Genomic DNA, 13612 nt, shown 5'->3' with positions numbered 1-13612 from the left:
CGCTCCGCCCGCCGCGAACGTTCAGGAGGCCGGGAACGTCACCGCCGGGGCCGTCCAGGCCGCGGGATCGTTGTTCAGCCCATGCTTGTAGGAAACCACCTCCAGCCGTTCCGGCACCACGTGGATCAGCACCAGGTTCCTGCCGCCCGGGAAGGCCTGGTCCCAGTAGGCGCGGTGGCGCCTGGCGATCTCGGCCGGGTCGGTGACCAGGACCGCCTTGCCGCGCAGGGCGACGTAGCCTTCCATCCGGGTCAGGTCGCCGTAGAAGAGCGTCACCTTGGGGTTGGCGCGAAGTTCCTGCACCTTGAGGGTCTTGTCGCTGGTGGCCATCCAGACGGACATGTCCGCCTCGGGGGGAAAGGGATTCATGGTCCGCACCCGGGGGCCGCCGTCGGCGGCGACCGTGCACAAGGCGGTGTAGTGGCAGGACGTCATGAGTTCGCGCGCGGCGGCCAGGGTCGCCTCGCGGGATGGGGTCTTGGCCGGCGCCCCGGCCCCGGCCGGCAGGGCCAGGAGGAGTGCCGCGAGGGTGGAGCGGAGCAGGGAGGATCGGGCAGGTGCGCGCATGGCGGGAGCTCCGTGGAAACCTGGATGGATGGGATGTTCACGATTCTCCCACCTTTGGACCCCCTTCAACACCACCCATGCCTGGACCCGGGACCCCCAAAAGGTGTCCGAACATTTTTTTGCGGCGACGGTTGACGACCTAATCGTATGGACCCATACTATCCAGACCTCAACCAAGGGGACCCCTTTGACACCCTGCCCAACCCCCCAATTCCGATCGCCCAAGTATGAGCGCATTCAGCGTTTAGTCGAACGCATCGGCGCCCCGACGGTGGACCGGGGGACCCTTGAGGCCTACCTGCTGCTCATGAGCGTCTCCGACGAGATCCGGGAGATCGCCAACTCCAAGCTCTCCTGCCACGGCTTGGGTGAGGGGCGCATCATGACGCTCGTCCTGCTCCTGGAGAACCAGCCGGAGCCGCTGTCCCACTCCCGGCTGGCCGAACTGATGACCGTCACCAAGGGCAGCATCACCGGCCTCGTGGACAGCCTGGAACAGGACGGCCTGGTCAAGCGGGTCGAGGCCCCCGAGGACCGGCGCACCCGGCTGATCACCATCACCCCCGCCGGCCTGGAGCTGGTGAACACCTACCTGCCCCGGAAGTTCCAAGGCATCGAACGGCTCATGTCCGTCCTGAGTCCGGAGGAACGGGAGACCCTGGCCATCCTGCTGCAGAGGATCCAGGAAGGTCTCCCCTCGTATCGGAGCGAATAGCGCTCCCTGGCCATCGTTTGAATCCGCTCCCGGACCGGGAGGCGGCCGGAAGGCTGCCGGGTCCTTCTCTACCCACTTTCGAGGTTTCCCATGACTACTGCCGCTTCCCAGACTGCCGGACCGGCCCCATCCCTGGTGGACGGAGCTTCCGCCGTCGCCGCCCCGGAGCCGTCCGCGGCCGCCCCGGCCTCCAGCCGCCGGCTGTCCTCCCTCCTCGTCGCCGGCGCGCTGGTGGCCGGCTCCCTGGGGGCCGTCTACTACGTGCGCCAGGTGGCGCCCTTCGAATCCACGGACGACGCGTTCATCGACGGCCACATCGTCGGCATCAGTCCGCAGGTGGCCGCCCAGGCGGCCGTGGTGCACATCGACGACAACCAGGTGGTCCACAAGGGCGACCTCCTCGTGGAGCTGGACCCCACCGACTTCCAGGTGGCCCTGGAACAGGCCCGGGGCGCGGAGGCGGCCGCGCTGGGCAAGCGGGCCCAGGCCCAGGCCGGCGTTGCGGCGGCCGAAAGCGCCGTGGTCGAAGCCGAGGCGACCCTCCATTCCCTGCAGGCCACCTTCGAGAACGCCGAGACCGAGCTGCGCCGCCAGCAGGGCGTCGACGCCCGGGCCCGTTCCCAGAAGGACCTGGACACCGCCGTCGCCGGCCGCAAGACCTCCTTCGCCTCCCTGGAGCGGGCCCGGGCCCAGGTGCGCTCCGCCCAGGCCCAGGTGGCCCAGGCCCGGGCCACCGTCACCGCGGCCGAGGGCGACTACCAGAAGGCCCAGGCCGACACCCGCAAGGCCCGCGTGAACCTGGACCACTGCCGCATCCTGGCCCCCGTGGACGGGCGCATCGCCGGCAAGGCGGTGGACGCGGGCGCCTACGTCACCCCCGCCAACCCGCTCTTCCAGATCGTGCCGGCCCAGGTGTGGGTGGTGGCGAACTTCAAGGAGACCCAGCTCAGGCACATGGCCCCGGGCCAGCCCGTCGAGGTGAGCGTGGACGCCTTCCCCGGCCTGGCCCTCACCGGGAGGGTGGATTCCATCCAGTCCGGCACCGGTTCCCGCTTCAGCGTGATCCCCACCGAGAACGCCACGGGCAACTTCGTCAAGGTCGTCCAGCGCGTCCCCGTGAAGATCCTCCTCGACAACGGCAACCTGGGCCAGCTGGCCCCGGGCATGTCCGTGGAACCCAAGGTGCGGGTGCGTTCCTGACGCCGCCCTCCTGACAACGAGCGACCCATGCCCTTCCCGAGAACTCCCAACAGCGCCGCCAAGCCCGGCGCCAACCCGTGGCTTGTCGCCGTGGTGATCTCCCTGGCCACCTTCATGGAGGTGCTGGACACCAGCATCGCCAACGTGGCCCTGGGGCACATCGGCGGAAGCCTGGGCGCCAGCCAGAGCCAGGCCACCTGGGTGCTCACCAGCTACCTGGCCGCCAACGCCATCATCATCCCCATCAGCGGCTGGCTGTCCAACACCCTGGGCCGCAAGCGCTTCTACATGATCTGCGTGGCCCTCTTCACGGCCAGCTCCTTCCTCTGCGGCATCGCCCCCTCCCTGGGCGTTCTGCTGCTGTGCCGGGTCCTCCAGGGCGCCGGCGGCGGGGGCCTCGCCCCCAGCGAGCAGAGCATGCTGGCCGACACCTTCCCCGGCAAGTACTTCGGCATGGCCTTCGCGGTCTACGGCATCGCCGTGGTGGTGGCGCCGGCCATCGGTCCCACCCTCGGCGGCTGGATCACCGACAACTTCTCCTGGCGCTGGATCTTCTTCATGAACGTGCCGGTGGGCGTGGTGTCCCTCCTGCTCACCCAGCGGCTCATCCAGGATCCGCCGAAAGAGCAGGCTCCGAAAAAGCCCATCCGGGTGGACGCCATGGGTTTCGCCTTCGTGGTGCTGGCCTTCGGCGCCCTGCAGGTCTTCCTGGACAAGGGCCAGGAGTCCGACTGGTTCGGCTCCCCCGCCATCGTCGCCTTCTTCCTGCTCACCCTGGCCGGCATCATCGGCCTGGTGGTGTGGGAGACGATGATCGCGAAGGATCCCGTGGTGGACCTGCCCCTGCTGCGCAACGGGAGCCTGGCCACCTCCATGGGCCTGCAGTTCGTCGTCGGGTTCATCCTCAATTCCACCACCGTCCTGGTGCCGCTCCTGGCCCAGCAGCTCCTGGGCTACGACGCCACCCAGGCCGGCCTCGTGCTGATGCCGGGCGGCCTGATGCTCATGGTGATGATGCCCGTCGCCGGGGCCCTGGTGCGCAAGGTGCAACCCAAGTACCTGATGGCCTTCGGCCTCTCCCTGCTGGCCTTGTCGCTGGTGATGATGTCGGGCTTCACCGCCCAGATCGCCTTCAACCACCTGCTCTGGGCCCGGCTGATCCAGTGCATGGGGCTGCCGCTGTTCTTCATTCCCCTCAACACCATCGCCTACAGCAACCTGCCCCCCGGGAAGAGCAACCAGGCCAGCGCCATGATGAACCTCATGCGCAACCTGGGCGGCAGCATCGGCATCGCCGTGGCCACCACCCTCCTGGTGCGCCGGGCCCAGGTGCACCAGATGTACCTGGCGGCCACGGCCACCCGGGCGAACCTGCCCCTGATGCACCGCCTGCACCCCGACGGCGGGCTTGCCCCGAAGGGCCTGCTGGGCTTCTACAACCAGGTCCAGGTCCAGGCGGCGATGCTCTCCTACCTGGACGTGTTCCGCATCCTGACCGTCGCCTGCGTGATCGTCATCGCCGTGGTCCTGCTGCTCCGCCGCGTGCGCAGGGACGTCCAGCCGGTAATGGGTCACTGAGCCCCCCATCGTGGAGAAGAACCCCATGCGAACCTCGATTCCTTTCCTGGCCCTGGCGGCCACCGCATTGCTCACCGGCTGCAAGGTCGGCCCCACCTACCGGCCCCCGGAACCCCGGGCGCCCAGCCGGTGGAGCGAACCCCTGGCCGGCGGCGAGACCAGCCGCGGCGCCGATCTGGCCCAGTGGTGGACGGCCTTCAAGGACCCCGAGCTGGCCTCCCTGGTGGAGCGGGCCCTGAAGGCCAACCTGGACCTCCGACAGGCCCAGGCCCGCCTTCGGGAAGCCCGGGCCCGGCGCGGCGTGGCCGGCTCGGCCCTGGCTCCCGGCCTGGAGGCCTCCGGATCCGCCGGACGGGAGCGCCAGAGCGCCCACCAGCCCCTCCTGGGCGGCCTGCTGCCCCCCGGGACCCCCTTGACCAGCGACATCTACCAGGCCGGTTTCGACGCCAGCTGGGAACTGGACCTCTTCGGCGGCAACCGGCGCCGCGTGGAGGAGGCCGACGCCGCCCTGGCGGCCGCGGGCTACAGCCTGGCCGACGCCCAGGTCAGCCTGGTGGCGGAAGTGGCGCGCAACTATGTGGCCGCCCGCGGGTTCCAGCAGCGGCTGGCCATCGCCCGGGAGAACCTAACCGCCCAGCGCGACATCGTGGCCCTGGCCCGTTCCCGGTACCAGCAGGGCTTCACCAGCAGCCTCGAGCCGGAGCAGGCCGCCACCGTCCTGGCCCAGACCGAAAGCCAGGTGCCGGCCCTGGAAGCCGGCCTCCTGACCGCCCTGCACCACCTCGGGGTGCTGCTGGGCCAGGCCCCGGGCACCCTGCGCGAGGAGCTGGCCGCCACCGCGCCGATTCCCGCCGCGCCGGCGGAGGTTCCCGCGGGCCTCCCCGCCGACCTGGTGCGGCGCCGCCCCGACATCCGGGTGGCGGAGCGCCACCTGGCCGAAGCCTCCGCGCGGGTGGGCGTCGCCACAGCCGATCTCTATCCCGCGTTCTCGCTTGGCGGCAGGTTCGGCTGGGAAAGCGCCCAGAGCGGCAGCCTCCTCTCCTCCGCAAGTTCGACCTGGTCCTGGGGCCCCTCCTTCCGCTGGCCGATCTTCGCGGCGGGCCGGATCCGCGCGAACATCCGCGTCCAGGACGCGCGCCAGGAGCAGGCCCTGGCCGCCTACGAGAAGGCCGTGCTGACGGGCTTCGAGGAGGTGGAGAACGCCCTGGTGGCCTACGCCAAGGAGCAGGCCCGCAACGTGCCCCTGCGGGCGGCCGTGGCCTCCAGCGGCCGGGCCCTGGAGGTGGCGCGCCAGCAGTACGCCAGCGGTCTGACCAGCTTCATCAACGTCCTGGACGCGGAGCGGACGGTGTACCAGGCCCAGGACAGCCTCGTGCAGAGCGACCAGGCCGTCGCCCAGGACCTGATCGCCCTGTGCAAGGCGCTGGGCGGCGGCTGGCCGGCAACGGCGGCCAGCGGGAGCTGATCCTCCCGGAGCCGCCGTTCCAGCCGCGCCGAGGGAGGTCCCGGGAGGTCAGCCTTCAGGCGGAACCCAGGCCTCCAGGTCGGCGAGCAGTCCCGGCCCGGACGGTTCCCATCCCAGCTTCCTCCGGGTCTGTTCGCTGGAAGCGGGCATATCGTGGCCCGCGAACCCGGCGAGCCAGCCGAAAAAGGCCTGCGCCTCCTCCGGGGCGAGGGCCTTGACCGGCAGGTTCAGCCGCCGGCCGAGGGTTTCGGTGATCGCGCGCATCGGCACGCCCTCCTCCGCCACCGCGTGGTACTTCGCGCCCGGTTCGGCCTTTTCGAGCGCCAGCCGGTAGAGGCGGGCCACGTCGAGGACGTGCGCCGCCGGCCAGCGGTTGCCGCCGTCGCCGATGTGGGCGCAGGCGCCCCTGGAACGGTACAGCTCGATGGCGGGGGTGAGGAGTCCCTGCTTGACCGGGTCATGGACCTGCGGGAGCCGCACCACCGATACGTTGACCCCGGCCGCCGCGGCGGCGGCCCCCGCCTCCTCCGAGGCGGCGCGGGGGATCACCCCGGAACCGACCGTGGGATTGTCTTCCCGGGCCGGCTCGCCGGGCGTGGTGTTGGCCATCCCCGTCCCGGAAGTGATGACCAGCGGCCGGCGGGAGCCTGCCAGCAGCGAGCTGAGCGCCTTGATCACCCGGCGGTCATCCTCGCAGTTCGCCGCGAATTTCGAGAAGTCGTGGTTGAAGGCCAGATGGAGAACGCCGTCGGAACGGTCGGCGCCCTTCCTGAGGGATTCGAGGTCGTCGAGGGAGCCGCGATGGACCTCGGCCCCGGCGGCCGCCAAGGCTGCCGCTTTCCCGTCCGAGCGGCAGAGGCCCAGGACCTGGTGGCCCGCGGCGACCAGCTCCTTGACGACCGCCGACCCGATGAATCCGGTCGCACCTGTGACGAATACGCGCATAAGCAAACCTCCTGGGTGCCTTGAACCCCACGTTCGGTTCGCGGGCTATACTTGTAAAGTAGTGGGTTCATCATAGTAAAAGGACTACCCGGATGAGTGAGCACCCCCTTGGCGAGAATCCGCTCGGAACCTACCTGCGGGATCGGCGCACCCGGCTCGACCCGGCCGCGCTGGGGTTTCCCTCCGGGCGCCGCCGGACCCCGGGCCTGCGCCGGGAGGAAGTGGCCCAGCGGGCCAACATCAGCCCGACCTGGTACACCTGGCTCGAGCAGGGGCGCGGCGGGGCACCCTCCGCCGACGTGCTCGACCGGGTCGCAGGCGCGCTCATGCTCACGGAGGTCGAGCGCGAACACCTGTTCCTCATCGGCCTCGGCCGGCCGCCCGAGGTGCGGTTCCGGAAGAACCAGGGCGTCACTCCCCGCCTGCAGCGCGTCCTGGACGTGCTGGACCCGTGTCCCGCCGTGATCAGGACCGCGATCTGGGACGTCGTGGCCTGGAACCGGGCGGCGACCCTGATGCTGATGGACTATGGCGCCCTGCCGCCGGAGCAGCGCAACATCCTGCGCTTCATCTTCCTCGACCCCCGCGCCCGCGCCGCGCAGTACGACTGGGAGGGCGTGGCCCGCTTCGTGCTGGGGGCGTTCCGCGCGGACGCGGCGCGCGCCGGGGCGGCGGCGGAGATCGAGCCCCTCGTCGAGGAGCTCTGCCGGCTCAGCCCCGAGTTCCGGTCGATGTGGCGGGACAACGACGTCCGCGGCGGCCACGGAGAGGCGGTCAAGCACCTGCGCCACCCGGTCCTGGGTCCGATCGCCTTCGAGTACTCGGCCTTCGCGGTGGACGGCCGAACGGACCTCAGCCTGGTGATCTACAACCCCGCGACGGCGGAGGACGCGGAACGGATCGCGTCGCTGCTGGCCTGAATCCCCGTTTCGGCCTTCACGTGGCGCGAACGTCGCGGATCGGCGGCTGGCCGAAATGGCGGGCATACTCGCGGCTGAAATGGGAGGGACTTTCGTAGCCCACCCGGAACGCGGCGGTCGCCGCGTCCAGGCCTTCCACGCGCAGCAGGCGGCGGGCCTCCTGCAGGCGCAGTTCCTTCTGGAACTGCAGCGGGCTGAGGGTGGTGATCTCCTTGAAATGCTTGTGAAACGAGGAGGGACTCATGTTCACCAACTGGGCCAGGTCCTCGATCCTCAAGGGTTCGTCGAACCGCTCCCGGAGCCGCGTGACGGCCTTGGCGATGCGCTGGACCCGGCTTCCGGCCACGCCCAGCTGCCGAACCACCGGCCCGTACGCCGTCCTCAGCAGGCGGTAGGTGATCTCCCGCCGGAGCATGGGGCCCAGCACCTCCGCGTCCGCGGGCTCTCCCAGGCAGCGCAGGAGGCGGAGGAAAGCGTCCAGGAGCTCCGGCGTCCCCTCGCTCAGGTGGATGCCGGGCCCGGAAGGGACCGGCTCGGGGGCCGGCCCCATGCCCTGGAGCAGCCCGAAGACCAGGTCCGGGTCCAGGTCCAGGGCCAGGCAGAGGAAGGGCTTCCCGGGGGAGGCCTCCACCACGTGGCTGGTGATGGGCAGGTCGATGGACACGATCAGGAAGCGTCCCCGCTGGAACCGGAAGACATGCCCGTTCATGACCACCTCCTTCGCCCCCTGGAGGACCAGGCAAAGGGAAGGACGATAAACGGCATGGGTGGGCAGGGTGCGGCCGTCGCTGCGGATCACCAGGAGTCCGGGCAGGGGGGTGGGGTGCACACCCTCGCCCGGGGCCCATTCCAGGGCGGACCGCGCCAGTTCGGTCAGGGTTCCGGTTGGTTTGCCTTGCCGCATGGGTGTCCTCCGGTCCACCCTACCCCGCCGCCGGACCCCGCGCATCCGAAACTTCGCGAATCTGGAGGATCCGGCAATCCTTTGACAGGATCCCGCTACCGGCCGCCACCCGGCCGGATCTAGCCTGGGAGGGCAGGACACCCTCGAGGAGACTTCCATGACCCGACCCATCACCCTCATCACCGGCGGCAGCCGCGGCCTGGGACGCAACGCGGCCCTCCATCTCGCCAAGGCGGGCCACGACCTCATCCTCACCTACCACAGCCGCCAGGACGAAGCCGAACGGGCGCTGGCCGAGGTTCGGGCCGCGGGCGCCAAGGCCCAGGCCCTGCGCCTGGACGCGGGGGACGTGGCCTCCTTCGCGGCCTTCGCGCAGACCCTGGAGCGGACCCTCCAGGAGCACTGGGGGACCGGGCGGTTCCAGGCCCTGGTCAACAACGCCGGGACCGGCCTGCACGCCCCGTTCCAGGAGACCACGGAGGCCCAGTTCGACCAGTTGATGAACGTCCACTTCAAGGGCGTCTTCTTCCTCACCCAGCGCCTCCTGCCCCTCCTGGCGGACGGAGGCCGGATCCTCAACCTTTCGAGCGGCCTGGCCCGGTTCGCCCTCCCGGGCTCCTCCGCCTATGCCGCCATGAAGGGCGCCGTGGAGGTCCTGACCCGCTACCTGGCCAAGGAACTGGGAGCCCGCCGGATCTCGGTGAACGTCCTGGCGCCCGGGGCCATCGAGACCGACTTCAATGGCGGCGCCGTGCGGGACAACCCTGCCCTGAACCAGGCCATCGCCGCCCAGACCGCCCTGGGGCGGGTGGGCCTGCCGGACGACATCGGCGCCGTGGTCGCGGCCCTGCTCGGTCCGGGAACGGGCTGGATCAATGCGCAGCGGATCGAGGCGTCGGGCGGGATGTTCCTCTAGCACTACTGTGTCATAAGTATTGACAGCCTCCCCGCCCTGCCTATCCTATAGGCTAGGGCTACCTATGGTTGAGACTGCCGAAAGCCGTGCGCGTTTCGATGCCTACGCCGGATTACTGGCGAAGGCGGCCGGCCATGCCGATCGCCGTGAGCCAATGGCGCTCTATTGCCAGGGTTTGATCCTGCCCGGGGATCGAAAAAGCGTTGAGCCGATGGCAGCGCGGTTGGACCCGGTGCACGTCCAGGCCCGGCACCAATCCTTGCACCACCTGGTGGCTCAAGCGGGTTGGAGTGATGACGCGGTTCTCCGGGTGGCCCGGGACTATGCTCGCGAAGCCATGGAGATCCAGGGGCCGATTGAAGCCTGGATTGTCGATGACACAGGTTTCCCCAAAAAGGGGACGCACTCGGTTGGCGTGGCCCATCAGTATTGCGGGCCATTCGGAAAGACCTCCAATTGCCAATGCGCCGTGAGCTTGTCCATGGCCTCCCGCTGGAGCAGTGTGCCCGTGGCGTTCCGGTTGTATCTTCCGGAGGCCTGGGCCAAGGACATGGAACGCCGTGCCGAGGCCGGTGTTCCCGAGGCGGTTGTCTTTCAGCCCAAATGGCAAATTGCGCTCGCCCTCATTGATGGTCAGCGCACGGACAAGGAACCTGACCTGCCCGTGCTGGCTGATGCGGGCTACGGCGACATTTTCGGTTTCAGGGAAGGGTTGACGGAACGGCACCTCGTCTACGCAGTGGGGGTCAGCAAAACCACGACCGTCTGGGCGAACGGCAATGGGCCGCTGCCCCCCAGAAAACCCGGCGGAAAGGGACATCCGGCCAAGAGACTGAGGAGGGATGATGAGCATCAGCCCGAGACGGTCAAAGCCCTGGCGGAGGCCCTGCCCAAGGCCGCCTGGGCGAAGGTGCCGTGGGGAGAGGGAACCCGGGGCATCATGGAATCCCGGTTCGCGGCGCTGCGCGTTCGTCCCGCTCATCGAGACAACACTCGAGCGGAAATGCACCCGGAGGAGTGGTTGTTGATTGAGTGGCCCGAATCCGAGCAGGAGCCCACCAAGTATTGGTTTTCGACCCTGCCAGAGGCCACGCCACTCCGGCAATTGGTCCGGGTCACGAAACTGCGCTGGCGGATCGAGCGGGACTACCAGGAGATGAAAGACGAACTCGGCCTGGACCACGATGAGGGCCGTGGATGGCGGGGATTCCACCATCACTTGAGTCTATGCGCCGCCACGTATGCCTTCATTGTGGCGGAACGAAGCCGCCTTTCCCCCCCTACGATCCAATCCATCTTTGGCTTCATTCACGCACCACCCCAGCCCGCCCCCCTTCCCAGAGGACACCGCGCCCTTCCGCCCTGAGCGGCATTCGCCCTATTCCATAACGACGCTACGTCGAAGGCTGGAGCGGATTCTCGTGGGTTCTCTCGCCTACTGTCCGACATGTGGGAAAAACCAAGGCGCCAATGTTATGACACAGTAGTGCTAGTTGTAAGGCACCCTGCCCATGCGTTGATTCAGGGCAGCGGCCCGCCCCGGGCCGCGACCCAGAGGCTCGTCCATTCCTCGCGTCCCAGGGTGACCTCCAGCCCCTTGACGCACGCCTGGAGCCGGTCGGGCCGGGTGGTTCCCAGGACGGGCTGGATACCGGCGGGGTGCCGCAGGAGCCAGGCCACAGCGATGGCCTCCGGGGGAACGCCGTGGCGGCGGGCGGAGGCCTCGAGGGCCGCACGGGTCCCGGCGCTCCAGTTCCCGCCGGCCAGGGGAGCCCAGCTCTGGACGCGGATCCGGCGGCTGCGGCATTCCTCCAGCGTGCCGTCGGTGAACCACACGGCCCGTTCGCGGCTGTCGTGGTTGAAGGTGACGGCGCTGTCCACGAACGCGTCGTGGGCCAGGCTCAGCTGCAGCTGGTTCGCCACCAGGGGCTCGTCCAGGCTGGCCTGGAGGAGGCGGATCTGGGCGGCGTTCATGTTGGAGACGCCGAAGGCGCGGACCTTGCCGGTCTCCTTCAGGCGCCGGAAGGCGCCGGCGATCTCGTCGGGCTCCATCAGGGGGTCGGGGCGGTGCAGGAGGAGGATGTCCAGGTGGTCGGTCGCCAGTCGGGCGAGGCTCCCGTCGACGGAGCGGAGGATGTGGGCCGCGCTCAGGTCGTAGTGGCCCGTGGTGACGCCGTCGAGGCCGCCGATGCGGATGCCGCACTTGCTCTGCAGGACGATGCGGTCGCGAAGGGACGGGGTCTCGCGCAGCACCTTCCCGAAGACCTCCTCGGCCTTGAACTGGCTGTAGAAGTCCGCGTGGTCGAAGAAATCGATGCCCAGGTCCAGGGCGGCCTCCACCAGCTGCCGGGCCTGGGCGACGTCGGCTTCCCCCACCGGCGTGGCGTTCCAGCCTCCCCCCAGTCCCATGCAACCCAAGGCCAGGCGCGAGCCCTGGATCCCCGCCGGTCCGATTCCGATCATTTCCATCTTGAAACCTGCTTCACCCACCGTGGGGACTGGATACCTATCTTGAAGGAATCTTCACTTCGGGGGGACCCGGTTCCCATTCGACAGACGCCCCATCCAGGCGAAATAGCGGTCCAGGCTGGCGGCAGAGGGAAGCTCATGGCCCTTGCCCTCCTCCGTCAGCCAGGTGACCTCGGCACCGGCCGCCTGGAGGAGGCCCACCAGGCTCCGGGTGCGCTCGAAGGGGCAGTTCCGGTCGGCCGTGCCGTGGAAGATGAAGATGGGCATCCCCCGGAAGGCCGCGAGGTTGGCCGGTTCGAGGAAATCCGGATGGCCCGGCCCCAGCCAGCGGCTTGCCAGGTCCGGCGCCCCGCTGAAGACCGCCAGGCCCTGGAAGGCGCCGGGACGCTCCAGCGCGGTGCGGTACACCCCATAGCCCCCCATGCTGAAGCCCGCGAGCACGACGCGGGAAGGGTCCACCGGATACCTCGCCATTACGTCCGCGATGGCCTCCCTCAGGTCCTCCTGGGCATGGTCGGCGCTGTAGCAGTTGGAGGTGCCCCGCCCGAAGGGGGCCAGTTCGAACCAGCCCTCGGGCGCCCGGCGGAGGTCCAGGATCCCCCGGTCGTCCTGCCCGCTGCCATGCAGGAAGACCAACAGGGGATACCGTTTCCCCCCATCCAGCAGGGCCGGCGTTCTCAGGGAATACGGCTGCAAGGTCCCGTCCAGGGAGCTCCGGTAGGCGCGCCGCTGGAGGCCATGGAACTCCGCGATGGGATCCCGCCCGGTCTCGAGCGCCTGGAGGTCCCGGCCGGTCTGCTCGAGGAGGCGCCGGACCTCCGGCGCCGGGTCCGTGGGAGCCCGCTTCGCCAGGGCGGCCTCCGCATCCTGGAGGCGGAAGGCCAGGGTGGAACGGGTGCCGGGGCTGATGGATCCCAGGCGCTCCAGCCGTTGCCGGAGGGAGGGGATGCCTCCGTCCGGCAGGACCGTGAGGCCCAGGGTGAGGGTGCGCCCCGGGCCCTGCACCTGGACCTGGTATCCACCCGGGGGCAGGTGGCCTTCCAGCCGCTGGGTCCGAGGGGCCGGACCTTCGGGCAGATGGATCATCCGGTTCCAGCCGGGCACCCCCGTGCCTTCGCCGTCCAGGATCCGGATCCGCAGATCGGCCGGCGCTGCGGCCGCAGTGTCCAGCAGAAGGGGCTGGCCGGCCCCGAGGCACCCCTGGGACGGCCTCGCGGCCCAGGCGGCGGCGCCGGCGGGAGGCGCTTCGAAATGCACCGGGACATAGCTTCTGGGCCGCTGCTCGGACTGCAGGTGAGGGTCCTTCGTCAGGAAGTGGAACTGCCTACGCTCGCCCTGGGCGCGGACGAAGCAGGCGTTCAATCCAAGGTCCGGGGTGAGGAGGGGGTGGTAGGGAGCCAGGGCGGCCCAGGGGATGCGGATCTCGACGGAGAGGGTATCCCCGGTCTGGCGCCAGGCGGCCTGGGCACCCGGAAGGGGGATCATCTCAAGGTCCACATCCCGGTACCAGGTGAAGGCGAATTGCCAGGTGCGCCGGTCGGCAGGCTGCGGGGAGAACCCCATCACCCGGAAGCGCCGGGTGGGGCCCCCGTCCGGGGCCGGCGTGGCCAGCACGAGGAGGAGGCCGTCCCCGTTCTGGTACGCCCGGTCCCGGCAGACCAGGGTGGACTGGCGGCTCTGCACGAGGACATGGAGGGCTTCCCCGTCGGCCGCGCAGCGGAGGAGCACCGGGGGCGCCGCGGGGTCGTCACCCTGGAGGCGCAGGGCGGGATGGTGTTCCAGGGCCGGGTCCGGCCGGCCTTCTGCGGCCGGCGCCGAGGCCAGCCAGGGAATCACCAGCGGCTGCTGCCCCCAGGCCAGGACGGCGAGGAAGGCGCTCATCAGGATCGGGCGCAGCATGGCACCTCCGGAGGCGAGAGGAAGGGGGCCGCAA

Annotated in this window: 12 protein-coding genes; 7 read left to right on the top strand and 5 right to left on the bottom strand. The window is 69.7% G+C overall.

The annotated features are described in order from the left end of the window. Positions 1 to 21: 21 nt before the first annotated feature. The gene (locus tag ACZ5MC_RS07920) at positions 22 to 567 is read right to left on the bottom strand and encodes a pyridoxamine 5'-phosphate oxidase family protein (RefSeq protein ID WP_464517460.1); all 546 of its coding nucleotides are present in this window, start codon (positions 565 to 567) and stop codon (positions 22 to 24) included. Positions 568 to 838: 271 nt separating this feature from the next. Here ACZ5MC_RS07920 and ACZ5MC_RS07915 point away from each other — a divergent pair, with 271 nt between their 5' ends. The 4 genes from ACZ5MC_RS07915 to ACZ5MC_RS07900 all read left to right on the top strand — a co-directional run bounded on the left by ACZ5MC_RS07915 (position 839) and on the right by ACZ5MC_RS07900 (position 5525). Further along, a complete protein-coding gene (locus tag ACZ5MC_RS07915; RefSeq protein WP_464517459.1) occupies positions 839 to 1282 on the top strand; it encodes a MarR family winged helix-turn-helix transcriptional regulator in 444 nt (147 codons plus the stop codon). Positions 1283 to 1372: 90 nt separating this feature from the next. After that, on the top strand, positions 1373 to 2482 hold the full coding sequence (locus ACZ5MC_RS07910; protein WP_464517458.1) for an HlyD family secretion protein: 1110 nt from the start codon (positions 1373 to 1375) through the stop codon (positions 2480 to 2482). A 27-nt stretch (positions 2483 to 2509) separates the two neighbouring features. Continuing rightward, the gene (locus ACZ5MC_RS07905) at positions 2510 to 4060 is read left to right on the top strand and encodes a DHA2 family efflux MFS transporter permease subunit (protein WP_464517457.1); all 1551 of its coding nucleotides are present in this window, start codon (positions 2510 to 2512) and stop codon (positions 4058 to 4060) included. A gap of 25 nt (positions 4061 to 4085) precedes the next feature. Beyond that, positions 4086 to 5525, top strand: coding sequence for an efflux transporter outer membrane subunit (locus ACZ5MC_RS07900; RefSeq protein ID WP_464517456.1), 1440 nt, complete (start codon positions 4086 to 4088; stop codon positions 5523 to 5525). A gap of 48 nt (positions 5526 to 5573) precedes the next feature. Here ACZ5MC_RS07900 and ACZ5MC_RS07895 read toward each other — a convergent pair whose 3' ends face one another. After that, positions 5574 to 6470, bottom strand: coding sequence for an SDR family oxidoreductase (locus tag ACZ5MC_RS07895; RefSeq protein WP_464517781.1), 897 nt, complete (start codon positions 6468 to 6470; stop codon positions 5574 to 5576). A gap of 92 nt (positions 6471 to 6562) precedes the next feature. On the opposite strand from ACZ5MC_RS07895, the gene ACZ5MC_RS07890 reads away from it, so the two are divergent. Further along, complete coding sequence (locus ACZ5MC_RS07890) at positions 6563 to 7390, top strand: helix-turn-helix transcriptional regulator (RefSeq protein WP_464517455.1); 828 nt, start codon at positions 6563 to 6565, stop codon at positions 7388 to 7390. 16 nt (positions 7391 to 7406) lie between these two features. Here ACZ5MC_RS07890 and ACZ5MC_RS07885 read toward each other — a convergent pair whose 3' ends face one another. Beyond that, on the bottom strand, positions 7407 to 8294 hold the full coding sequence (locus ACZ5MC_RS07885) for an AraC family transcriptional regulator (RefSeq protein WP_464517454.1): 888 nt from the start codon (positions 8292 to 8294) through the stop codon (positions 7407 to 7409). Positions 8295 to 8451: 157 nt separating this feature from the next. Here ACZ5MC_RS07885 and ACZ5MC_RS07880 point away from each other — a divergent pair, with 157 nt between their 5' ends. Both ACZ5MC_RS07880 and ACZ5MC_RS07875 read left to right on the top strand, forming a co-directional pair. Further along, positions 8452 to 9210 carry an SDR family NAD(P)-dependent oxidoreductase gene (locus ACZ5MC_RS07880; protein WP_464517453.1) on the top strand — a complete coding sequence of 253 codons (759 nt, stop codon included), beginning with the start codon at positions 8452 to 8454 and terminating at the stop codon, positions 9208 to 9210. 64 nt (positions 9211 to 9274) lie between these two features. Beyond that, positions 9275 to 10576, top strand: coding sequence for an IS701 family transposase (locus ACZ5MC_RS07875; RefSeq protein ID WP_464517452.1), 1302 nt, complete (start codon positions 9275 to 9277; stop codon positions 10574 to 10576). Positions 10577 to 10731: 155 nt separating this feature from the next. On the opposite strand, the gene ACZ5MC_RS07870 is transcribed toward ACZ5MC_RS07875, so the two are convergent. Both ACZ5MC_RS07870 and ACZ5MC_RS07865 read right to left on the bottom strand, forming a co-directional pair. Then, positions 10732 to 11679, bottom strand: coding sequence for an aldo/keto reductase (locus ACZ5MC_RS07870; RefSeq protein WP_464517451.1), 948 nt, complete (start codon positions 11677 to 11679; stop codon positions 10732 to 10734). 54 nt (positions 11680 to 11733) lie between these two features. Beyond that, on the bottom strand, positions 11734 to 13578 hold the full coding sequence (locus tag ACZ5MC_RS07865) for a prolyl oligopeptidase family serine peptidase (RefSeq protein WP_464517450.1): 1845 nt from the start codon (positions 13576 to 13578) through the stop codon (positions 11734 to 11736). Positions 13579 to 13612 lie beyond the last annotated feature (34 nt).

The sequence above is a fragment of the Mesoterricola sp. JemC181 genome, from assembly GCF_055384585.1.
This window is presented reverse-complemented; position numbering and strand designations above follow the sequence as displayed.

Excerpts from the sequence above, each read along its gene's own strand:
- ACZ5MC_RS07885 (WP_464517454.1), bottom strand. The coding sequence starts at position 8,294 with ATGCGGCAAGGCAAACCAACCGGAACCCTGACCGAACTGGCGCGGTCC.
- ACZ5MC_RS07900 (WP_464517456.1), top strand. The coding sequence starts at position 4,086 with ATGCGAACCTCGATTCCTTTCCTGGCCCTGGCGGCCACCGCATTGCTC.
- ACZ5MC_RS07865 (WP_464517450.1), bottom strand. The coding sequence starts at position 13,578 with ATGCTGCGCCCGATCCTGATGAGCGCCTTCCTCGCCGTCCTGGCCTGG.
- ACZ5MC_RS07905 (WP_464517457.1), top strand. The coding sequence starts at position 2,510 with ATGCCCTTCCCGAGAACTCCCAACAGCGCCGCCAAGCCCGGCGCCAAC.
- ACZ5MC_RS07920 (WP_464517460.1), bottom strand. The coding sequence starts at position 567 with ATGCGCGCACCTGCCCGATCCTCCCTGCTCCGCTCCACCCTCGCGGCA.
- ACZ5MC_RS07910 (WP_464517458.1), top strand. The coding sequence starts at position 1,373 with ATGACTACTGCCGCTTCCCAGACTGCCGGACCGGCCCCATCCCTGGTG.
- ACZ5MC_RS07875 (WP_464517452.1), top strand. The coding sequence starts at position 9,275 with ATGGTTGAGACTGCCGAAAGCCGTGCGCGTTTCGATGCCTACGCCGGA.
- ACZ5MC_RS07870 (WP_464517451.1), bottom strand. The coding sequence starts at position 11,679 with ATGGAAATGATCGGAATCGGACCGGCGGGGATCCAGGGCTCGCGCCTG.
- ACZ5MC_RS07880 (WP_464517453.1), top strand. The coding sequence starts at position 8,452 with ATGACCCGACCCATCACCCTCATCACCGGCGGCAGCCGCGGCCTGGGA.
- ACZ5MC_RS07895 (WP_464517781.1), bottom strand. The coding sequence starts at position 6,470 with ATGCGCGTATTCGTCACAGGTGCGACCGGATTCATCGGGTCGGCGGTC.
- ACZ5MC_RS07890 (WP_464517455.1), top strand. The coding sequence starts at position 6,563 with ATGAGTGAGCACCCCCTTGGCGAGAATCCGCTCGGAACCTACCTGCGG.